This is a genomic window from Streptomyces sp. UNOB3_S3, from assembly GCF_020740895.1.
Classification (GTDB): Bacteria; Actinomycetota; Actinomycetes; order Streptomycetales; family Streptomycetaceae; genus Streptomyces.
Window position 1 is genome coordinate 1 of sequence record NZ_JAILXP010000156.1, and the last position, 16279, is coordinate 16279.

The following is a 16279-nucleotide window of genomic DNA, read 5'->3' on the forward strand; positions in this document are numbered from 1 at the left end:
GGTGCGGCGGGCCGGGGCACGGGGGAGCCGCGGCGGACCTTGCCCTGGGGGATGCGCGTGCTCGGTTGCTCCACGCGACCAAACTAGGCAGCCGGGCCCGGGGAACCCCACGATGGACACGCCGTTTGCGCCACCTTGGGCGTGTGTTCGATGAATCCTCCGTCCGGGGCCGGTTCGCGGCCCGGACCCGTAGACTGGTGGATCGGTCGCGTCACGGGGCGCGGAAGCCTTCACTACGGGAACAACGGGAAGTCGTCACGTGTCGCTCACGATCGGAATCGTCGGTCTGCCGAATGTCGGCAAGTCGACCCTGTTCAACGCCCTGACCAAGAACGACGTGCTGGCGGCCAACTACCCGTTCGCCACCATCGAGCCCAATGTGGGCGTCGTCGGTGTCCCGGACGCCCGGCTGACCAAGCTCGCGGAGATCTTCGGTTCGCAGAAGATCCTCCCGGCCACGGTCGACTTCGTCGACATCGCCGGCATCGTGCGCGGCGCCTCGGAGGGCGAGGGCCTGGGCAACAAGTTCCTGGCGAACATCCGCGAGTCGGACGCGATCTGCCAGGTCATCCGCGCCTTCAAGGACGAGAACGTCGTCCACGTCGACGGCAAGGTCTCGCCGAAGGACGACATCGAGACCATCAACACCGAGCTGATCCTCGCCGACCTCCAGACCATCGAGAAGGTCCTGCCGCGCCTGGTCAAGGAGTCGCGGATCAAGAAGGACGTCGCCCCGAAGGTCGCGGCCGTCGAGGCGGCCAAGGAGATCCTGGAGAAGGGCGAGACGCTGTTCTCGGCGGGCATCGTCCAGGGCTCGGGCAAGGAGGAGCTCCTCCACGACCTCCACCTGCTCACCACCAAGCCCTTCCTCTACGTCTTCAACGTCGACGAGGACGAGCTGACCGACGACGCCTTCAAGGACGAGCAGCGCGCCCTGGTCGCCCCGGCCGAGGCCATCTTCCTCAACGCCAAGCTGGAGGCGGACCTCGCCGAGCTGGACGAGGAGGACGCCATGGAGCTCCTCCAGTCCGTCGGCGCCGAGGAGCCGGGCCTGGCCACGCTGGCCCGCGTCGGCTTCGACACCCTGGGCCTCCAGACCTACCTGACGGCCGGCCCCAAGGAGTCCCGCGCCTGGACCATCAAGAAGGGCGCCACGGCCCCCGAGGCGGCCGGTGTCATCCACACCGACTTCCAGAAGGGCTTCATCAAGGCCGAGGTCATCTCCTTCGAGGACCTCGTCGCCACCGGCTCCGTCGCCGACGCCCGCGCCGCCGGCAAGGCCCGCATGGAGGGCAAGGAGTACGTGATGGTGGACGGCGACGTCGTGGAGTTCCGCTTCAACGTCTGATCGCGCGCACATCGCGAAGGGGCCGGCTCCTCGGGGAGCCGGCCCCTTCGGCGTACGGGCGGATGGGCTACGGCACCAGCTTGCCCGGATCGAGGCTGATCTCGAAGGGCACCGGGCGCCGGAGCGAGCCACGGAAGATGCCGGCGGGCGCGTACGATCCGGTCGGTTCGTCGAGCTCGTAGACGTGCACGACGGGTGCGCCGTCCTCGTCCTCGACGCACCAGTAGTGCGGGATGCCGGCCTGCGCGTATTTACGGAGCTTGACCGTGCGGTCGCGGTGGGCGGACTCGGGGGAGACGACCTCGATGACGAGTTTTACATTCTCCGGGCTGTACCAGGTGCGATCGGGGTCGTAGGGCAGGTCTGTCAGCAAGAGGTCCGGCTCGGGGCGGTTGCGGTCGTCGAGGCGGATCGTCATCTCCCGCTCGACCTCGAAGCCGGTGGGCGCCTGCGCCATGAGCGTGGTGGTCAGGGCGGTGACGAGGCGGCCGTGCCAGGACCGCTGCGGCGACATCATGAAGACGAGGGCTCCGTCGATCAGCTCGGTGTGGCGGGGTGCCTCGGGAAGGCGGTCCAGGTCCTCCGCGAACCAGCCTTCCGCGCGCGGCGGGCGCATCCAGTCGGGCAGTGCGGTCATGGGACAACCCTAGCGATTCGGCGGGACCCGGGGCCGCTATACCGCCGTGGATCTGCCGCCAGATCGTCACCGCGGCCGCCAGGGACCAGCCCGGCGTCGGCGAAGGAGATCTCCTGGGTCAGGAACCTTCAGACCACGTCCGGAATGCCTGTGGGCAGGTCGAGCGTGAGCGCCCAGCGCTCGGGGTCGTAGGCGTTCTCGTACCAGACGGTGACCATGCTCGGGAGGACACCGAAGAGGGCGGCCACCAGAAGGAGGTCTCATCCCTTCGGTCCGAGGGACCTGACCCCGGGGCCGGCCCGCCGCGACCACGGTGAGTACGGCTCCGGCCGCCGTGACGCGGCGGAGGTGGCGCCCGGGCTCGTTCCGCCCGCTTCCGTCCGGGGAGCGGCCCAGCTTCCCCCTCCCGTACGAAACGCCAGGCCCATGCGGCCATCGCACCGTGCGTCTTGTCAGCTCTTTCCTGCTGTCGCCGGGGCGTTCCATGAGGGGAAGCCATGGCTGGGCGAGGAGGCCGTCTTCCGGGTGATCGCCGCCACCTCCAGCAGTGATGACCGAGAGCATCGCAAGATCACCGTAAGTGCCCGTATGTGGGCCCGTAATGGGAGGGACGGTTTGCGCATAGTTGCGGAAATGCCGCGGGTGAGTGCTCTCCGCATGTGCCCGGAGGTCTCAACTCGGCCTCCCTGAGCTGGACTTCGCTACTTCCCGTGAATCCCTGGGTTAAGGTTGCGGATCGCAACCTACGGTTGCCAAGCTGTTGCGGACTGTCAACCCCTTGGGAGTGGACGTGGCCTTCGGTGACCAGCCCGCATACCTTCGAGTAGCCGGTGATCTACGGCAGAAAATCGTCGCCGGCGAGCTGCCGCCGCACACCCGGCTCCCCTCCCAGGCGCGCATCCGGGAGCAGTACGGCGTCTCCGACACCGTCGCGCTGGAGGCCCGCAAGGTCCTGATGGCCGAGGGCCTGGTCGAGGGGCGGTCCGGCTCCGGGACGTACGTCCGCGAGCAGCCCGTCTCGCGTCCCGTGGTGCGCACGGGGTACCGGGGGGCCGGGGAGTCCACGCCGTTCCGGCAGGAGCAGGGGGACGACCGGGTCAAGGGCACCTGGGAGTCCCGCAGCGAGCAGGTCGCGGCCGAGCCGCGGATCGCCCGGCGGCTGCGGATCGGTCCCGGTGACCGGGTGATGCGCACGGACTACCTGTTCCGCTCCGGGGGCGAGCCCTGCATGCTCTCGGCCTCCTGGGAGCCCCTGGCCATCACCGGGCGCACCCCGGTGATGCTGCCCGAGGAGGGGCCGCTGGCGGGCCGGGGTGTGGTGGAGCGGATGGCCGCCATCGACATCGTCGTGGACAACGTCACCGAGGAGGTCAGCGCCCGCCCCGGGCTGGCCGGGGAGACGCTGGCCCTCGGCGGGGTGCCCGGCCACTGCGTGGTGGTCGTCTCGCGGACGTACTGCGCGGGCGGCTGTCCCGTCGAGACGGCCGACGTCGTGATGCTCGCCGAGCGGTACCGGGTCGCTTACCACCTGCCGGTGAAGTAGGCGTGAACGGCGTGTGGCGTGCTCGTCTGCTGACTCCCAAGTAAGTTTCCGATCTTGGGAAAACCCTGCTCCCCGGACCGTACCGGCCGGTAGGAACTGCCCCGTTTGTCCAGGTGTGCCCCCATTTGGAATGGGGGCTTCCGATGTTGCAAACCTCACATAGGCCCAGGTCAGGGCCTTTTGGCAGAACCAACTCGGCCAAATCGCTCGTACGATGGCGCGGTTTGTGTCCTGCCGTGGGGGAGTAGAAAGAAAAGGAGATCCGGGGTTTGAGCACCGAACAGGGTTCCCACTCGAATTACCGCCGGACCCTCGGCACGACGGCGCTGACCGCCGTCGGCCTCGGGTCGATCATCGGCTCCGGCTGGCTGTTCGGTGCCGAGCGCGCAGCCGTGCTCGCCGGACCGGCCGCCATCTTCGCCTGGGTCATCGGCGCCATCGTGGCGCTGACCATCGCCCTCACCTACACCGAGCTCGGCTCGATGTTCCCCAAGGCGGGCGGCATGGTGCGGTACGGGCAGTTCTCGCACGGCTCGCTGGCCGGCTACATGGCCGCCTGGGCCAACTGGATCGCGATCGTCTCCGTGATCCCGGGTGAGGCCACCGCCTCGATCCAGTACATGAGCTCGTGGAAGTTCGGCTGGGCCGAGCACCTCTTCGACGGCAAGGAGCTCACCGGCACCGGCCTCGCGGCCGCCAGCGTCCTGGTGGTCTTCTACTTCTTCCTGAACTGGTTCGCGATCACCCTGTTCGCCAAGACGAACAACGCGATCACCGTGTTCAAGGTCGTCGTCCCGGTGCTGACCGCGGGCGCGCTGATCTTCGCGCACTTCGACACCAGCAACGTCGGCTCCGCCCACGGCGGGTTCGCCCCCAACGGCTGGAGCGCCGTCTTCAGCGCCGTCGCCGTCGCGGGCATCGTCTGGGCCTTCAACGGCTTCCAGTCGCCGCTGAACATGGCCGCCGAGGCCCGTAACCCCGGCAAGTCGCTGCCGAAGGCCGTCATCGGCTCCATCCTGATCGCGCTGGTCATCTACATCGCGCTCCAGGTCGCCTTCCTGATGGCCGTCCCGGCCGCGGACCTCTCCGGTGGCTGGAACACGCTGGCCTACAAGTCCCCGCTGGCGGACCTCTCCATCACCTGGGGCCTGAACTGGCTCGCCCTGCTGCTCTACGCGGACGCCTTCATCTCCCCGTCGGGCACCGGCATGATCTACGCGGCCACCACCTCGCGCATGATCAACGGTGTCCAGGAGAACGGCCACCTGCCGAAGGTCTTCGGCAAGGTCGACCCCAAGACCGGTGTCCCGAAGCCGGCCCTGCTGCTCAACCTCGTGATCTCCTTCATCTTCCTGGCCGTCTTCCGCGGCTGGGGCTCGATCGCCGAGATCGTCGGTGTCGCCACCGTCATCTCGTACATCACCGGCCCCGTCGCCGTGATGTCGCTGCGCCGGATCGCCCCGGACATGAAGCGCCCGGTCAAGCTGAAGGCCATGCCGGTCATCGCCCCCATCGCGATGATCTTCGGCTCGCTGGTCATGTACTGGGCCCGCTGGCCGCTGACGGGCAAGGTCATCTTCATCATGGCCATCGGTCTGCCGATCTGGGCCTGGTACGAGCTGCGCAAGCCGTGGGCCGAGCTCAAGCCGCACCTGAAGGCCGGCTCCTGGATGGTGGCCTACCTGCTCGTCATGGCGCTGGTCTCGTGGGCCGGCGGCACCGAGTTCGGCGGCAAGGGCTACCTGCCGCAGGGCGTCGACATCGCCGTCGTTGTCCTGATCGCGCTGACCTTCTACGTGTGGGGCGTGCGCAGCGCGTGGCGCAACCCCACCCTTGAGCAGGTCGAGGAGGAGATCAAGGCCGCCGAGGCGGCCGAGGCTCCCGAGGAGCCGGAGCTCGCCGCGGCCAAGTAACCCTCACGGGTGGCCGAATGCGTACCTCTTCGTGAAAACCCGTATCCGGTGCGTAAAGGTCGGGCGTAGGCTCGGGCATATGCGTACTGCGGTTTCTCCGGGAACCCCCGGAGGATTCACCGACGGGCGTGCGCCGGTGCACGCGGGGACGGGAGGGCAGGAGCGATGACTGACACCGGGCCGGTCCTGCCCTGGCTGGTGATCCGCCAGGACGAGAACGGCAACCGCTACCGTGTCGGCCGCTACGCCACCAGAACGGAAGCGGAGCGCGTCGCCGACCGGCTCGACACGGAGGGCAGCCGCAGGCTGTACGTCGTCGAACGGGTCGGCCACACGGTCACCTAGGCCCACTGGGCCCATGGCCTCCCGGACGCCGGGTGGTACCGAGAGATCGGTACCACCCGGCGTCTACGCTTTACCGCCATGACGACGGTGCGTGTGGTGGTGGGCGGAGCGGTGTTTCACCAGGGGCGGCTGCTGGCGGCGCGGCGCAGCGCCCCGCCCGAGCTGGCCGGCCGCTGGGAGCTCCCGGGCGGCAAGCTGGAGCCCGGCGAGAGCGCCCCTGAGGCGCTCGTACGGGAGCTCCGGGAGGAGCTCGGCATCGAGGCCGAGCCGATCGAGCGCATCGCCGGAGAATGGCCCCTGAAGCCCGGCTACGTCCTCCAGGTGTGGACGGCCCGGCTGCTGGAGGGCGAGCCCCGCCCCCTGGAGGACCACGACGAGCTGCGCTGGCTCGAACCCGGGCGCGTCGACGAGGTGGACTGGCTGGAGCAGGACCGGCCCGCCGTCGCCGAGGCCGCGGCCCGGCTGCGCGCCGGGGCGGGCGCGTGAGCGCTACGCCGAATGCGGCAACCGGCGCGCATGGACCGGGGTGAAGAAGATAGCCCGACCCCTATACCGGGTATGTGCTGATTATTGGCCCCAAAGGCGGACATGCCGGAGGGGTGGCGGGTCAGTGTCGGAGGCCGGCGTCAGCGGCCGGCGGGCAGCGGTCTGGGAAGTGGTCGGCGTGAGCGACAGCACGGGGACCTTGGCACATACGCCGGGCTTCGCCGAGTGGAGCTTCCCCGCCGACGCCGCCGCCGTGCGCACCGCCCGCACGCTGGTCGGCGACACCCTGCGCGAATGGGGCCTGGAGTCCGTCTCCGATGTGACGGTCCTCCTGGTCAGCGAGCTCGTCACCAATTCCCTGCGCTACGCCAGCGGCCCCATCGGGGTGCGCATGTACTCCCACGCGGGACCCACCCTTCTGGTGGAAGTCTCCGACCCGCTGCCCGACCCGCCCCGCGAACGCGTCGCCGACCCGGACGACGAGGGCGGCCGCGGACTCCAGCTCGTCGCCCTGGCCTCCCGGCGCTGGGGCACCCGCCCGGGGAACACCGGGAAGACGGTGTGGTTCGAGCTGACCCTGCCTGGTTAGTAACCCGGTGGGAAGACATAGCGGGTTGAGACCGTGCTGTGATCGTGAAGTCCGTGTTCCGAAGGCCCCCTGTGCTGGATACTCGGCCTTCTGATGCCGGTGCGAGCACGAGAGCCGGAGGGGACGGGCACGTGAGCGAAAAGCCAGCGGGTACGGCGGGCAGGCCTGAGAGCAGGGACGCCACGGCGATGTGGCAGAACAGTCCGCCCGGCTCCCTGTACGACCACATCCGCGTGGCGTCGTTCTCCCTCGGCCCGGACGGCCGGATCGACCAGTGGAGCGAACGGGCCGCCGAGCTCTTCGGAATAGCTGCCCGGCAGGCCGTCGGCCGGGACCCCCTGGAGATCCTGGGCCCCGTGCCGGACGGCCGGCGCGGGCGGGCCCCCGCCGCGCCCTTCCTCGCCGAGGGCGGGCTCGACGGCCGGGCCTGGACGGGCCTGGTGCCCTATCAGCGGGGCGACCGGCAGGACGGCCTCGCCGAGATCTATGTGATGCCCAGTGAGAACGGCCGGGGCGACCGCGCCGCGCTCTGCGTCGCCGTCGACGTCCGGGCGCTGCGCGGAATAGAGACGGACATCGCCGCCTCGGAAGCCGTTTTCGGCCAATCTCCGCTCGGCTTCTTCTTCTTCGGCACGGACCTGAGGCTGCTGCGCGTCAACGAGAGTTTCGCCCAGACTTTCGGCCGCCCCGCCGCCTGGCACCGCGGCCGCACCCCGCACGACTTCCTGCCCCGCACCGAGGCCGACCGGCTCACCGCCGCGCTGCGCCAGGTCCTCGACACCGGCAAACCGGTCGCGGACGTCCAGCTCGTCGGCCCCGTGCCCGGCCACAACGAGCGCCGCCGCTGGTCCGTCTCGCTCTACCGGCTGCACAGCGGCAGCGGCCGCCCCATCGGGGTCGCCGCGATCGCCACCGATGTCACCGGACGGCGCCGGGCCGAGCGCGAGGCCGCCGGCGTCCGCCGCAACCTGGCCCTCCTCAACGAGGCCGGCGCCCGCATCGGCAACTCCCTCGACCTGGAGAAGACCGCCCGCGAGCTCCTCGACGTGGCCGTCCCCCAGTTCTGCGACCTGGCCTCCGTCGACCTCTACCAGGGCCTCCTCGCCGGGGACGAGGCCCCGCCCGGGCTCGCCGACGGCAGCGCCGAGCTGCGCCGCGTGGCCTACTCCAGCGCCGTCTCCGGGGCGCCGGTCGCCGGGTCCGGCGCCAAGCCCGTCCAGGTCGGCGAGGTCCACCGCTACCCCTTCCACTCGCCGTGCGCCCAGGCCCTGCGCACCGCCCACGTCCAGGTCGTGCCCGGCCGCGAGGGCGAGGACGGCGACGGGCTCGGCGCCGTCGTGCAGTCCACCCTCGCCGTGCCGATGGTCGCCCGGGACGCGGTGCTGGGCATCGCCCAGTTCTCCCGCACGAAGGGCAGCGAGCCCTTCGGCGAGCGGGACACGGCCCTCGCCGTCGAGCTCGCCGCCCGCGCGGCCGTCTGCATCGACAACGCCCGCCTCTACCGCCGCGAGCACGAGCGCGCCCTGATCCTCCAGCGCAGCCTGCTGCCCCCCGGCGACCCGGAGGCCGCCGGCGTCGAGATCGCCTGCCGCTATCTGCCCGGCAACGCCGCCACCGAGGTCGGCGGCGACTGGTTCGACGTCATCGAGCTGCCCGGGCATCGCACGGCCCTCGTCGTCGGCGACGTCATGGGCCGCGGGCTGCGCGCCGCCGTCGCCATGGGCGAGCTCCGCACGGCCGTCCGCACCCTGGCCATGCTCGACCTGGAGCCGGCCGAGGTGCTCTCCGCGCTCGACGAGATCGCCCACGGCCTCGGCCGCCCCGGCGGCAAACAGTCCGCCTCGCGCGGCGTGCGCGGCAGCGTCCGCCCCGCCGACCTCTCCGAGGTCTACCTCGCGACGTGCGTCTACGCCGTCTACGACCCGGTCACCCGGCGCTGCACGGTCGCCAACGCCGGCCATCTGCCGCCGGTGCTCGTCGAGGCCGGGGAGCCCGCGATGCTCCTGGAGGTGCCGCCCGGCATGCCGCTGGGCGTGGGCGGCGAGCCCTTCGAGGAGACCGAGATCGAGCTCCCGGACGGGGCCCTGCTCGCCCTCTACACCGACGGCCTCGTCGAATCCCGCGACCACCCCCTCGACGAGGGCCTCCACGCCTTCCGCGAGGCCCTCGCCGACCCCGAGCGGCCCCTGGAGGACGTCTGCGACCACGTCCTCAGCGCCCTGGACACCCACCACGGCGAGGACGACATCGCCCTGCTGATGGCCCGGCTGCGCGGCCTGAGCGCCGGCTGCGTCGGCGACTGGACCCTCGCCCCCGAGCCCCGCTCGGTCGCCCGCGCCCGGGAGCTCGCCCGCGAGCAGCTGGAGACCTGGGAGCTGGGCGATCTGGTCGACACCACGGAGCTGCTGGTCAGCGAGCTGGTCACCAACGCCCTGCGGTACGGCGAGGGCGAGATCCGGCTGCGGCTGCTGCTGGACCGGACGCTGGTCTGCGAGGTCTGGGACAGCGGGCACGTACAGCCGCGGCGGCGGCGGGCGCGCGATACGGACGAGGGGGGGAGGGGGTTGCAGCTCGTGGGGCTGCTCAGCGCGGCTTGGGGCAGCCGCCGGATCCCCCATGGGAAGACGGTGTGGTTCGAGCTCGGGCTCCCGGACGGGGATTCCCCGGCGCCGGACGCGGTGGAGGCGTTGCTGAGCCTGTACTGAGCGTTCCGCTGGAGTACGTCGTCTGCTGGTGCGTCGTGGCTGGTCGTGGCCCCGCGGCGGTAGCCGCATATCGATGCTGTCCCGCGCCCCTTCCGGGGCGCATCACCCCGTCAGCCGGCCCCTGGTCGCCCCGCCGCCGAACGTCGCCGGCAGCAGTCCCGCCAGGATGATGCCCCCGAGCAGCGCACCGCCCAGCGCTCGCGCGGGCGGTGGTGTGCCGGCGTCGTCGTACGCCCCGTATGTGAGGACGTCGTCCTCGGCCAGCGCCCGCGCCTGCTGTGCGAGGGCCATGGCGCGCGTCGCCTCCGCGACGGCGGCCGCCACGTCGTCGTCCCCGCACAGGCCGATGTGCCGCTCCGCCTCCGTCAGCCGGGTGCGCGCGCGGCAGCCGACCGCGCCCCGGTGGGTGCTGATGTAGTCGCGGGCCGCCGACACCTCCGCGCGGGCCGCCATCACCGTGCGGGCCGCGCGGGCCTCGCCGGTCACGGCCTCGTCGAGGAGGCGCAGCACCTCCCGGGGGTCGTAGGGGCCGTTGGCCATCGCCCGGCGGGCGGCCTTCACGGCCGGGGCCGCCTCGGGGCGGCCCGAGGCCTCGGCCAGGACGGTGTTGAGCCGGGACGTGGCGGCGGTGAGGGCGTGGGTGTGGCGCAGTACGGCCGCGGTGAGGGTGGCGGCCTGGGAGAGGGCGGCCTCGGCGGCGCGTACGGAGACCGCGGCGTGGTCGGGGTCGGCCACCAGGAGGGCGGTGCGGGCCTCGGCGAGCGCGGTGTCGGCGAAGGAGAGCCGGTCGCGGGCCTCCCCGGCGTGGCCCGCGACGGGGGAGAGGGCGCTGCTCGCGCGGCAGCGGGCGAGGGCGGCGAGGGCGGCCTCGGCGGCCGCGACGCGGGGGTTGAGGGCGCGGGCGGTGGCCTCGGCGCGGTCGAGGATGCCGGCGGCGTTGGCCTTGAGGTCCCGCAGCCGGTCGAAGGCCTCGGACTCGGCGTCCAGCCGCCGGTTGGCGCTGGTGCAGCGGGAGCAGATCTCGTCCAGGGCGTGCCGGCGGGTCCGTTCCTCCTCGTAGGGGGCGTCGTCCAGGCGCTGGCGGAGCCGGAAGGCGTCGGCCAGTTCGCCGCGGGCGTAGGCGACGGCCTCGGCGAACGGCCGGGTGGCGGCCGTGCCCAGCTGGGCGGTGGCGAAGCGGAGCTCCTCGGCGCTGGTGCGGACCGCGTCGTCGGTGTCGACGAGGTTCGCCGAGGCCTCGGCGTCCAGGTCGGGCAGCGGGGTGAGCGGCTGTGCCAGCCGGGCCAGGCCCGGTTCGGTGCTCGTGGCGACGGCCGGGCGGCCGCGGGGCGTGCCGGGGCGGCGGCGGGCGGCGCGGGCCCGCCGGGAGCGCAGGGCGAGGCCGGTGAGGAGGACGAGGGCGCCGCCCGCGATGGGCACCCAGACCGCGCGGTGGCCGGGGAGGAGGCCGTCGCCGCCGGGGTCGGAGGTGCCGGGCTTGATGACGGGGGCGTGCACCGGCTCGCCCCGGAGCACGGCGCGGTAGCCGTCGGCGGCGCCGATGGCGGCCCCGGCCCAGTCGTGCTCCTTGAGGGCGGGGACGATGGCGGCGGTGGCGACCCGTGCCAGCTGGTCCTTGCGGAAGCCGGACTCCTTGTCGGCCGAGACGGCGTACTGGCCGCCGTGGGTGGCGATGGCCAGCAGGATGTCGTGGGGGCCGAAACCGTTGCGGTCGGCCGTGGCGTCGGCCCAGGCGGGGGCCGCGCGGCCGGAGAAGTCATGGACGTAGGTGACGTAGAGCTGGATGTGGTGGTCGGTGTGGAGCCGGTCCAGCGCCGCCTCGACCTGGGTGCGCCGTTTGCCCAGCGCGCCGACCGTATCGGTGATCCGGCCGGCGGCGTCCAGGTCGAGCGGGGTGTCGGCGCGCGAGGCGGGCATGGTCGGCAGCAGCAGGGCGCACAGTGCGACGAGGGCGCAGATCATGGCCCAGCCCGGCGCCCTCGGCCCGTACCCCCACGAAAGCCGCGTCACGTTTTGGAGCGTATGACCGGATTGACCGACCCGCTACCGGGGGCGCGCGACGTTATACGGAGGGTGTTCACGCCCATGTGCGGGCGCCTCCGCCGTCACGCACGCCGCCAAAGTGCGCCGGGTGTCGTGCGCCCGGTCGGGCGTACCCCGGCTACGCCGGAAGGCGTAGCCGGGGTCCCGCTACGCCTTCCGGCGCCGGATCTTGCTCCCCAGCCACACCAGCGGGTCGTACGAGCGGTCGACGACCCGCTCCTTCAGCGGGATCAGGGCATTGTCCGTGATCTTGATGTGCTCGGGGCAGACCTCGGTGCAGCACTTGGTGATGTTGCAGTACCCCAGCCCGTGGTCCTCGCGCGCCCCCCGCCTGCGGTCCACACCGGCCTCGGCGGCCGCGTCCAGCGGATGCATGTCCAGCTCGGCGACGCGCATCAGGAAACGCGGCCCGGCGAACGCCTGCTTGTTCTCCTCGTGGTCCCGCACCACATGGCAGGTGTTCTGGCACAGGAAGCACTCGATGCACTTGCGGAACTCCTGGACGCGGTTCACGTCCTCCTGCTTCATCCGGTACTGCCCGGGCCCCAGCTCGGCCGGCGGGACGAAGGAGGGGACCTCGCGCGCCTTGGCGTAGTTGTACGACACGTCCGTGACCAGGTCCCGCAGCACCGGGAAGGCCCGCAGCGGGGTGATCGTGACCGTCTCCGCCGGGTCGAAGACCGACATCCGGGTCATGCACAGCAGCCGGGGCCGGCCGTTGATCTCCGCGCTGCACGAACCGCACTTGCCCGCCTTGCAGTTCCAGCGCACCGCGAGGTCCGGGGCCGCGGTCGCCTGGAGGCGGTGGACGACGTCGAGGACGACCTCGCCCTCGTTGACGGTCACGTCGAAGTCGGCGAGGCCGCCACCGTCCGCGTCGCCCCGCCACACCTTGAAGCGGGCCTGGTAACTCATGAGGTGAGCTCCTCGTCGGTCAGGTACTTCGCCAGTTCTTCCTTCTCGAAGAGCGCCAGCAGATCCGGCCGGATCGGCGCGGACTCCTCCCGCTCCAGCCGGACCAGCCCCAGCGCGGAGTCCGCCGCCGCCGGCTCGGCCGACTCGTCCGCCAGCCGGCAGACCAGATTGATCCGCCGCCACCGCCGGTCCATCCCCGGGTGGTCGTCCCGGGTGTGCCCGCCCCGGCTCTCCTCGCGCTCCAGCGCCGCCCGCGCCACGCACTCGCTGACCAGCAGCATGTTCCGCAGGTCCAGCGCCAGGTGCCAGCCCGGGTTGAACTGCCGGTGCCCCTCCACCCCGGCCCGCCGCGCCCGTGCCCGCAGCCCGGACAGCCGGTGCAGCGCCTCCTCCATCTCCCCGGCCCGGCGGATGATGCCGACCAGGTCGCTCATGCCCTGCTGGAGCTCCTGGTGGAGGGTGTACGGGTTCTCGGCCGCGCCCTCAGGGGCGTTCCCGCCGCCCCTGGAGCCCTCCGCGCCGAACGGCCGCAGCGCCTCCGCCTCCGCCAGCTCGACGTCGTCGTCCGCCACGACGGGCGCCGCCTCCGTGGCGAACCCGGCCGCGTACCGCGCCGCGTACAGCCCCGCGCGCCGCCCGAACACCAGCAGGTCGGACAGGGAGTTGCCGCCGAGCCGGTTGGAGCCGTGCATCCCGCCCGCGACCTCGCCGGCAGCGAAGAGACCCGGCACGCCCACCGCGGCGGCGCTGTCCGGGTCCACCTCCACCCCGCCCATGACGTAGTGGCAGGTCGGGCCGACCTCCATGGGCTCGGCCGTGATGTCCACGTCCGCCAGCTCCTTGAACTGGTGGTGCATGGACGGCAGCTTCCGCTTGATCGCCTCGGCCGGCATCCGCGTGGACACGTCCAGGAACACCCCGCCGTGCGGGGAGCCCCGCCCCGCCTTGACCTCGGAGTTGATGGCGCGCGCCACCTCGTCGCGGGGGAGCAGCTCGGGCGGGCGGCGGTTGTTGTCCGGGTCGGTGTACCAGCGGTCGCCCTCGGCCTCGGACTCGGCGTACTTCTCCTTGAAGACGTCCGGGACGTAGTCGAACATGAACCGCTTGCCGTCGCTGTTGCGCAGCACCCCGCCGTCGCCGCGCACCGACTCGGTGACCAGGATGCCCTTCACCGACGGCGGCCAGACCATCCCCGTCGGGTGGAACTGCACGAACTCCATGTTCACCAGCCGCGCCCCCGCCAGCAGCGCCAGCGCGTGCCCGTCGCCCGTGTACTCCCAGGAGTTCGAGGTCACCTTGAACGACTTGCCGATGCCGCCGGTCGCCAGCACCACCGCCGGCGCCTCGATGACGAAGAAACGGCCGGACTCGCGCTCGTAGCCGAAGACGCCGGAGACCCTCCCCCCGGGCCTTCGGCCGGGGGGGACCCCCATCTCGCTTCGCTCGCCCTCCTTGAGCACCCGGGTGACCGTGCACTCCTGGAAGACCTTCAGCCGGGCCTCGTAGTCCCCGTACTCCCGCTCGTCCTCCTGCTGGAGCGAGACGATCTTCTGCTGGAGGGTGCGGATCAGTTCCAGGCCCGTACGGTCGCCGACGTGCGCCAGCCGGGGGTACTCGTGGCCGCCGAAGTTCCGCTGGGAGATCCGCCCGTCCGGGGTGCGGTCGAAGACCGCGCCCCAGGTCTCCAGCTCCCACACCCGGTCGGGGGCCTCCTGGGCGTGGAGCTCGGCCATCCGCCAGTTGTTGAGGAACTTGCCGCCGCGCATGGTGTCGCGGAAGTGCACCTGCCAGTTGTCGTTGTGGTTGACGTTGGCCATGGAGGCGGCGATGCCGCCCTCCGCCATCACCGTGTGCGCCTTGCCGAACAGCGACTTGCAGATCACCGCGCAGCGCAGCCCCTGCTCGCGCGCCTCGATCGCCGCCCGCAGCCCGGCGCCCCCCGCGCCCACCACGACCACGTCCCAGGACTGCCGGTCCACCCGAGTCATGTGAAAGAAGGTCCCTTTGTTCGTTTGTCAGAAGAAGCGCGCGTCAGAAGAGGCGCGCGTCAGAAGAAGCGCGGGTCGTCGAAGGCGCCGCTCGCGACCAGATAGACGTAGAGGTCCGCCACCGCCACGCTCACCAGGGACGCCCAGGCCAGCTGCATGTGGCGGGCGTTGAGGGTGCTCACCCAGCCCCACATGCGGTAGCGCACGGGGTGCTTGGAGAAGTTGCGCAGCCGGCCGCCGACGATGTGCCGGCAGGAGTGGCAGGACAGGGTGTACGCCCAGATCAGCCCGACGTTGGCGAGCAGCACGAGCGTGCCGAGCCCCATGTGGCCCCAGGCGCCCAGGGCGTCACGGAAGCCCAGGATCGCGTCGTAGGTGAGGATTCCCGCGACGAGCACCGCGAAGTAGAAGAAGTAGCGGTGGACGTTCTGGAGGATCAGCGGGAAGCGCGTCTCGCCGGTGTACTTCTTGTGCGGCTCGGGCACCGCGCAGGCCGGGGGAGAGGCCCAGAACCCCCGGTAGTACGCCTTGCGGTAGTAGTAGCAGGTCAGCCGGAATCCCAGCGGGAAGATCAGCACCAGCAGGGCGGGCGACAGCGTCCACCACGAGCCGACGACGCCCCAGTCCGCGCCGTCCTTCATCTCCACGCAGTTGTCCGCGAGACAGGGGGAGTAGAAGGGCGAGACATAGGGGGCCGCGTAGTAGTCGGCACCGGCGAAGGCGCGCCAGGTGGAGTACGCGACGAAGGCGAGCAGCCCGGCGGCCGTGGCGGCGGGCGACAGCCACCAGCGGTCGGCGCGCAGATGGGGGGCCGGGATCGCGGCGCGCGAGGAGTGGTGGACACCGCCCGCGGGCGCACGGCCCGCGGCGGCGGCGGTTTCGGGGTCGGTACCTGTGGCCAAGGAGGACTCCGGTCAGGAGTGGGACGGTGGACTCGCCGTTGCGCGGCGGTCCCTAGGGAGCGCGGCGGTCCCGGGCGCCGAGCCCCTCCTCGTCCGCGTCCTTCCACAGCGACGCGTCGTACGGGGTGTCGGGGATCGGGACCATCTGCTGGGCCTGCTGCTGCCGTCCGGGCCGTGCGGCGCGCTCGCGCAGCAGGGCCAGGTCGTCGCGCAGATGATCCGAGTCGGTGCGCAGCCGGCGCACCTCCAGCCCGCCCTTGCCCAGCTGCCGTTCCAGCCGGTCCACCGAGCGGCCCAGCTCGTCGAGGTTGCGCTGAATCGCGTTCAAGTCATCGTTGACGGACATGATGTGGCCTTCCGCTTCGGTGATGGCGGGTGGCGCCCGGTCATGCGACAGAGAGTGTCGCGCGTCACACCCCTTGAGGGGAAGATAGCCGCCCCGATCGCGCCAATGGGGGAACGCGTTCACCGCCGCCCCATTGGCTGGCGGATCGTTCGGCCGAGTGGGTGGCCTCCGCCGGGGCGGCGACGTGTCGGCACGGCTTCGAACGGGCCGTCGCTTTCAGTGGGCGGCAGCAGATTGCCCGGCGCGGCGCCACCAGGCAGGCCGCGAACGATCCCGGACCGGTCCGGCGGAGGGAGCACCCATGGCACCCATGGCACGCGTGGCACCCATGTCGTCCCCGCCGTCGCCCCCGCCCGGGGTCACCGGCCGCGCCCGCCGCACGCGGCGGGTCCGCCGTCCGCGCAGGGGGTCCGTCCTGCTCGTGGCGGCCGTGCTGCTGCCCCTGCCGCTGCTCGCGGGCTGCTCCGGCGGCGGGGAGGAGGACGACGCCGAGGGCCCGCCCGCCCCCCGGGACATCGC

At 71.9% G+C, this 16279-nt stretch carries 13 protein-coding genes and 1 pseudogene; 8 read left to right on the forward strand and 6 right to left on the reverse strand.

Annotation, left to right across the window (positions count from 1 at the left end; all coding sequences use genetic code 11):
• The first annotated feature begins 259 nt into the window (after positions 1–259).
• Entirely contained in the window at positions 260–1348 is a 1089-nt protein-coding gene (gene ychF / locus K6I33_RS18335; RefSeq protein ID WP_229353626.1) for a redox-regulated ATPase YchF, read from the forward strand.
• Positions 1349–1415: 67 nt separating this feature from the next.
• Here the strand turns inward: ychF and K6I33_RS18340 are convergent, their stop codons facing one another.
• Positions 1416–1985 carry a Uma2 family endonuclease gene (locus tag K6I33_RS18340; RefSeq protein ID WP_229353628.1) on the reverse strand — a complete coding sequence of 190 codons (570 nt, stop codon included), beginning with the start codon at positions 1983–1985 and terminating at the stop codon, positions 1416–1418.
• Positions 1986–2775: 790 nt separating this feature from the next.
• On the opposite strand from K6I33_RS18340, the gene K6I33_RS18345 reads away from it, so the two are divergent.
• The 6 genes from K6I33_RS18345 to K6I33_RS18370 all read left to right on the forward strand — a co-directional run bounded on the left by K6I33_RS18345 (position 2776) and on the right by K6I33_RS18370 (position 9566).
• Positions 2776–3528 (forward strand): GntR family transcriptional regulator, encoded by a 753-nt coding sequence (locus K6I33_RS18345; protein WP_229353649.1) that lies wholly within the window; start codon positions 2776–2778, stop codon positions 3526–3528.
• Between the two features lie 269 nt (positions 3529–3797).
• The gene (locus K6I33_RS18350) at positions 3798–5441 is read left to right on the forward strand and encodes an APC family permease (RefSeq protein ID WP_229353631.1); all 1644 of its coding nucleotides are present in this window, start codon (positions 3798–3800) and stop codon (positions 5439–5441) included.
• 165 nt (positions 5442–5606) lie between these two features.
• Positions 5607–5786 (forward strand): SPOR domain-containing protein, encoded by a 180-nt coding sequence (locus K6I33_RS18355; RefSeq protein ID WP_126915831.1) that lies wholly within the window; start codon positions 5607–5609, stop codon positions 5784–5786.
• Between the two features lie 78 nt (positions 5787–5864).
• Positions 5865–6272 carry a (deoxy)nucleoside triphosphate pyrophosphohydrolase gene (locus tag K6I33_RS18360; protein WP_229353633.1) on the forward strand — a complete coding sequence of 136 codons (408 nt, stop codon included), beginning with the start codon at positions 5865–5867 and terminating at the stop codon, positions 6270–6272.
• A 169-nt stretch (positions 6273–6441) separates the two neighbouring features.
• Positions 6442–6861, forward strand: coding sequence for an ATP-binding protein (locus K6I33_RS18365; RefSeq protein ID WP_229353650.1), 420 nt, complete (start codon positions 6442–6444; stop codon positions 6859–6861).
• A 188-nt stretch (positions 6862–7049) separates the two neighbouring features.
• Positions 7050–9566 carry a SpoIIE family protein phosphatase gene (locus K6I33_RS18370; RefSeq protein WP_229353661.1) on the forward strand — a complete coding sequence of 839 codons (2517 nt, stop codon included), beginning with the start codon at positions 7050–7052 and terminating at the stop codon, positions 9564–9566.
• A gap of 102 nt (positions 9567–9668) precedes the next feature.
• On the opposite strand, the gene K6I33_RS18375 is transcribed toward K6I33_RS18370, so the two are convergent.
• The 5 genes from K6I33_RS18375 to K6I33_RS18395 form a co-directional block, all read right to left on the reverse strand.
• Complete coding sequence (locus K6I33_RS18375) at positions 9669–11576, reverse strand: TPM domain-containing protein (protein ID WP_229353635.1); 1908 nt, start codon at positions 11574–11576, stop codon at positions 9669–9671.
• 180 nt (positions 11577–11756) lie between these two features.
• A complete protein-coding gene (locus K6I33_RS18380) occupies positions 11757–12524 on the reverse strand; it encodes a succinate dehydrogenase/fumarate reductase iron-sulfur subunit (protein ID WP_229353637.1) in 768 nt (255 codons plus the stop codon).
• A complete protein-coding gene (locus K6I33_RS18385) occupies positions 12521–14512 on the reverse strand; it encodes a fumarate reductase/succinate dehydrogenase flavoprotein subunit (RefSeq protein WP_229353646.1) in 1992 nt (663 codons plus the stop codon). Before K6I33_RS18385 ends, K6I33_RS18380 begins: the two co-directional genes overlap by 4 nt.
• A 59-nt stretch (positions 14513–14571) precedes the next feature.
• On the reverse strand, positions 14572–15414 hold the full coding sequence (locus K6I33_RS18390) for a hypothetical protein (protein WP_229353647.1): 843 nt from the start codon (positions 15412–15414) through the stop codon (positions 14572–14574).
• 52 nt (positions 15415–15466) lie between these two features.
• Positions 15467–15760 (reverse strand): hypothetical protein, encoded by a 294-nt coding sequence (locus K6I33_RS18395; protein WP_229353648.1) that lies wholly within the window; start codon positions 15758–15760, stop codon positions 15467–15469.
• Between the two features lie 301 nt (positions 15761–16061).
• Here K6I33_RS18395 and K6I33_RS18400 point away from each other — a divergent pair.
• Positions 16062–16279 (forward strand): annotated as a pseudogene (locus tag K6I33_RS18400) (hypothetical protein); the annotation flags it as partial.

Excerpts from the sequence above, each read along its gene's own strand:
- K6I33_RS18340 (WP_229353628.1), bottom strand. The coding sequence starts at position 1,985 with ATGACCGCACTGCCCGACTGGATGCGCCCGCCGCGCGCGGAAGGCTGG.
- K6I33_RS18355 (WP_126915831.1), top strand. The coding sequence starts at position 5,607 with ATGACTGACACCGGGCCGGTCCTGCCCTGGCTGGTGATCCGCCAGGAC.
- K6I33_RS18360 (WP_229353633.1), top strand. The coding sequence starts at position 5,865 with ATGACGACGGTGCGTGTGGTGGTGGGCGGAGCGGTGTTTCACCAGGGG.
- K6I33_RS18370 (WP_229353661.1), top strand. The coding sequence starts at position 7,050 with ATGTGGCAGAACAGTCCGCCCGGCTCCCTGTACGACCACATCCGCGTG.
- K6I33_RS18380 (WP_229353637.1), bottom strand. The coding sequence starts at position 12,524 with ATGAGTTACCAGGCCCGCTTCAAGGTGTGGCGGGGCGACGCGGACGGT.
- K6I33_RS18385 (WP_229353646.1), bottom strand. The coding sequence starts at position 14,512 with ATGACTCGGGTGGACCGGCAGTCCTGGGACGTGGTCGTGGTGGGCGCG.
- K6I33_RS18395 (WP_229353648.1), bottom strand. The coding sequence starts at position 15,760 with ATGTCCGTCAACGATGACTTGAACGCGATTCAGCGCAACCTCGACGAG.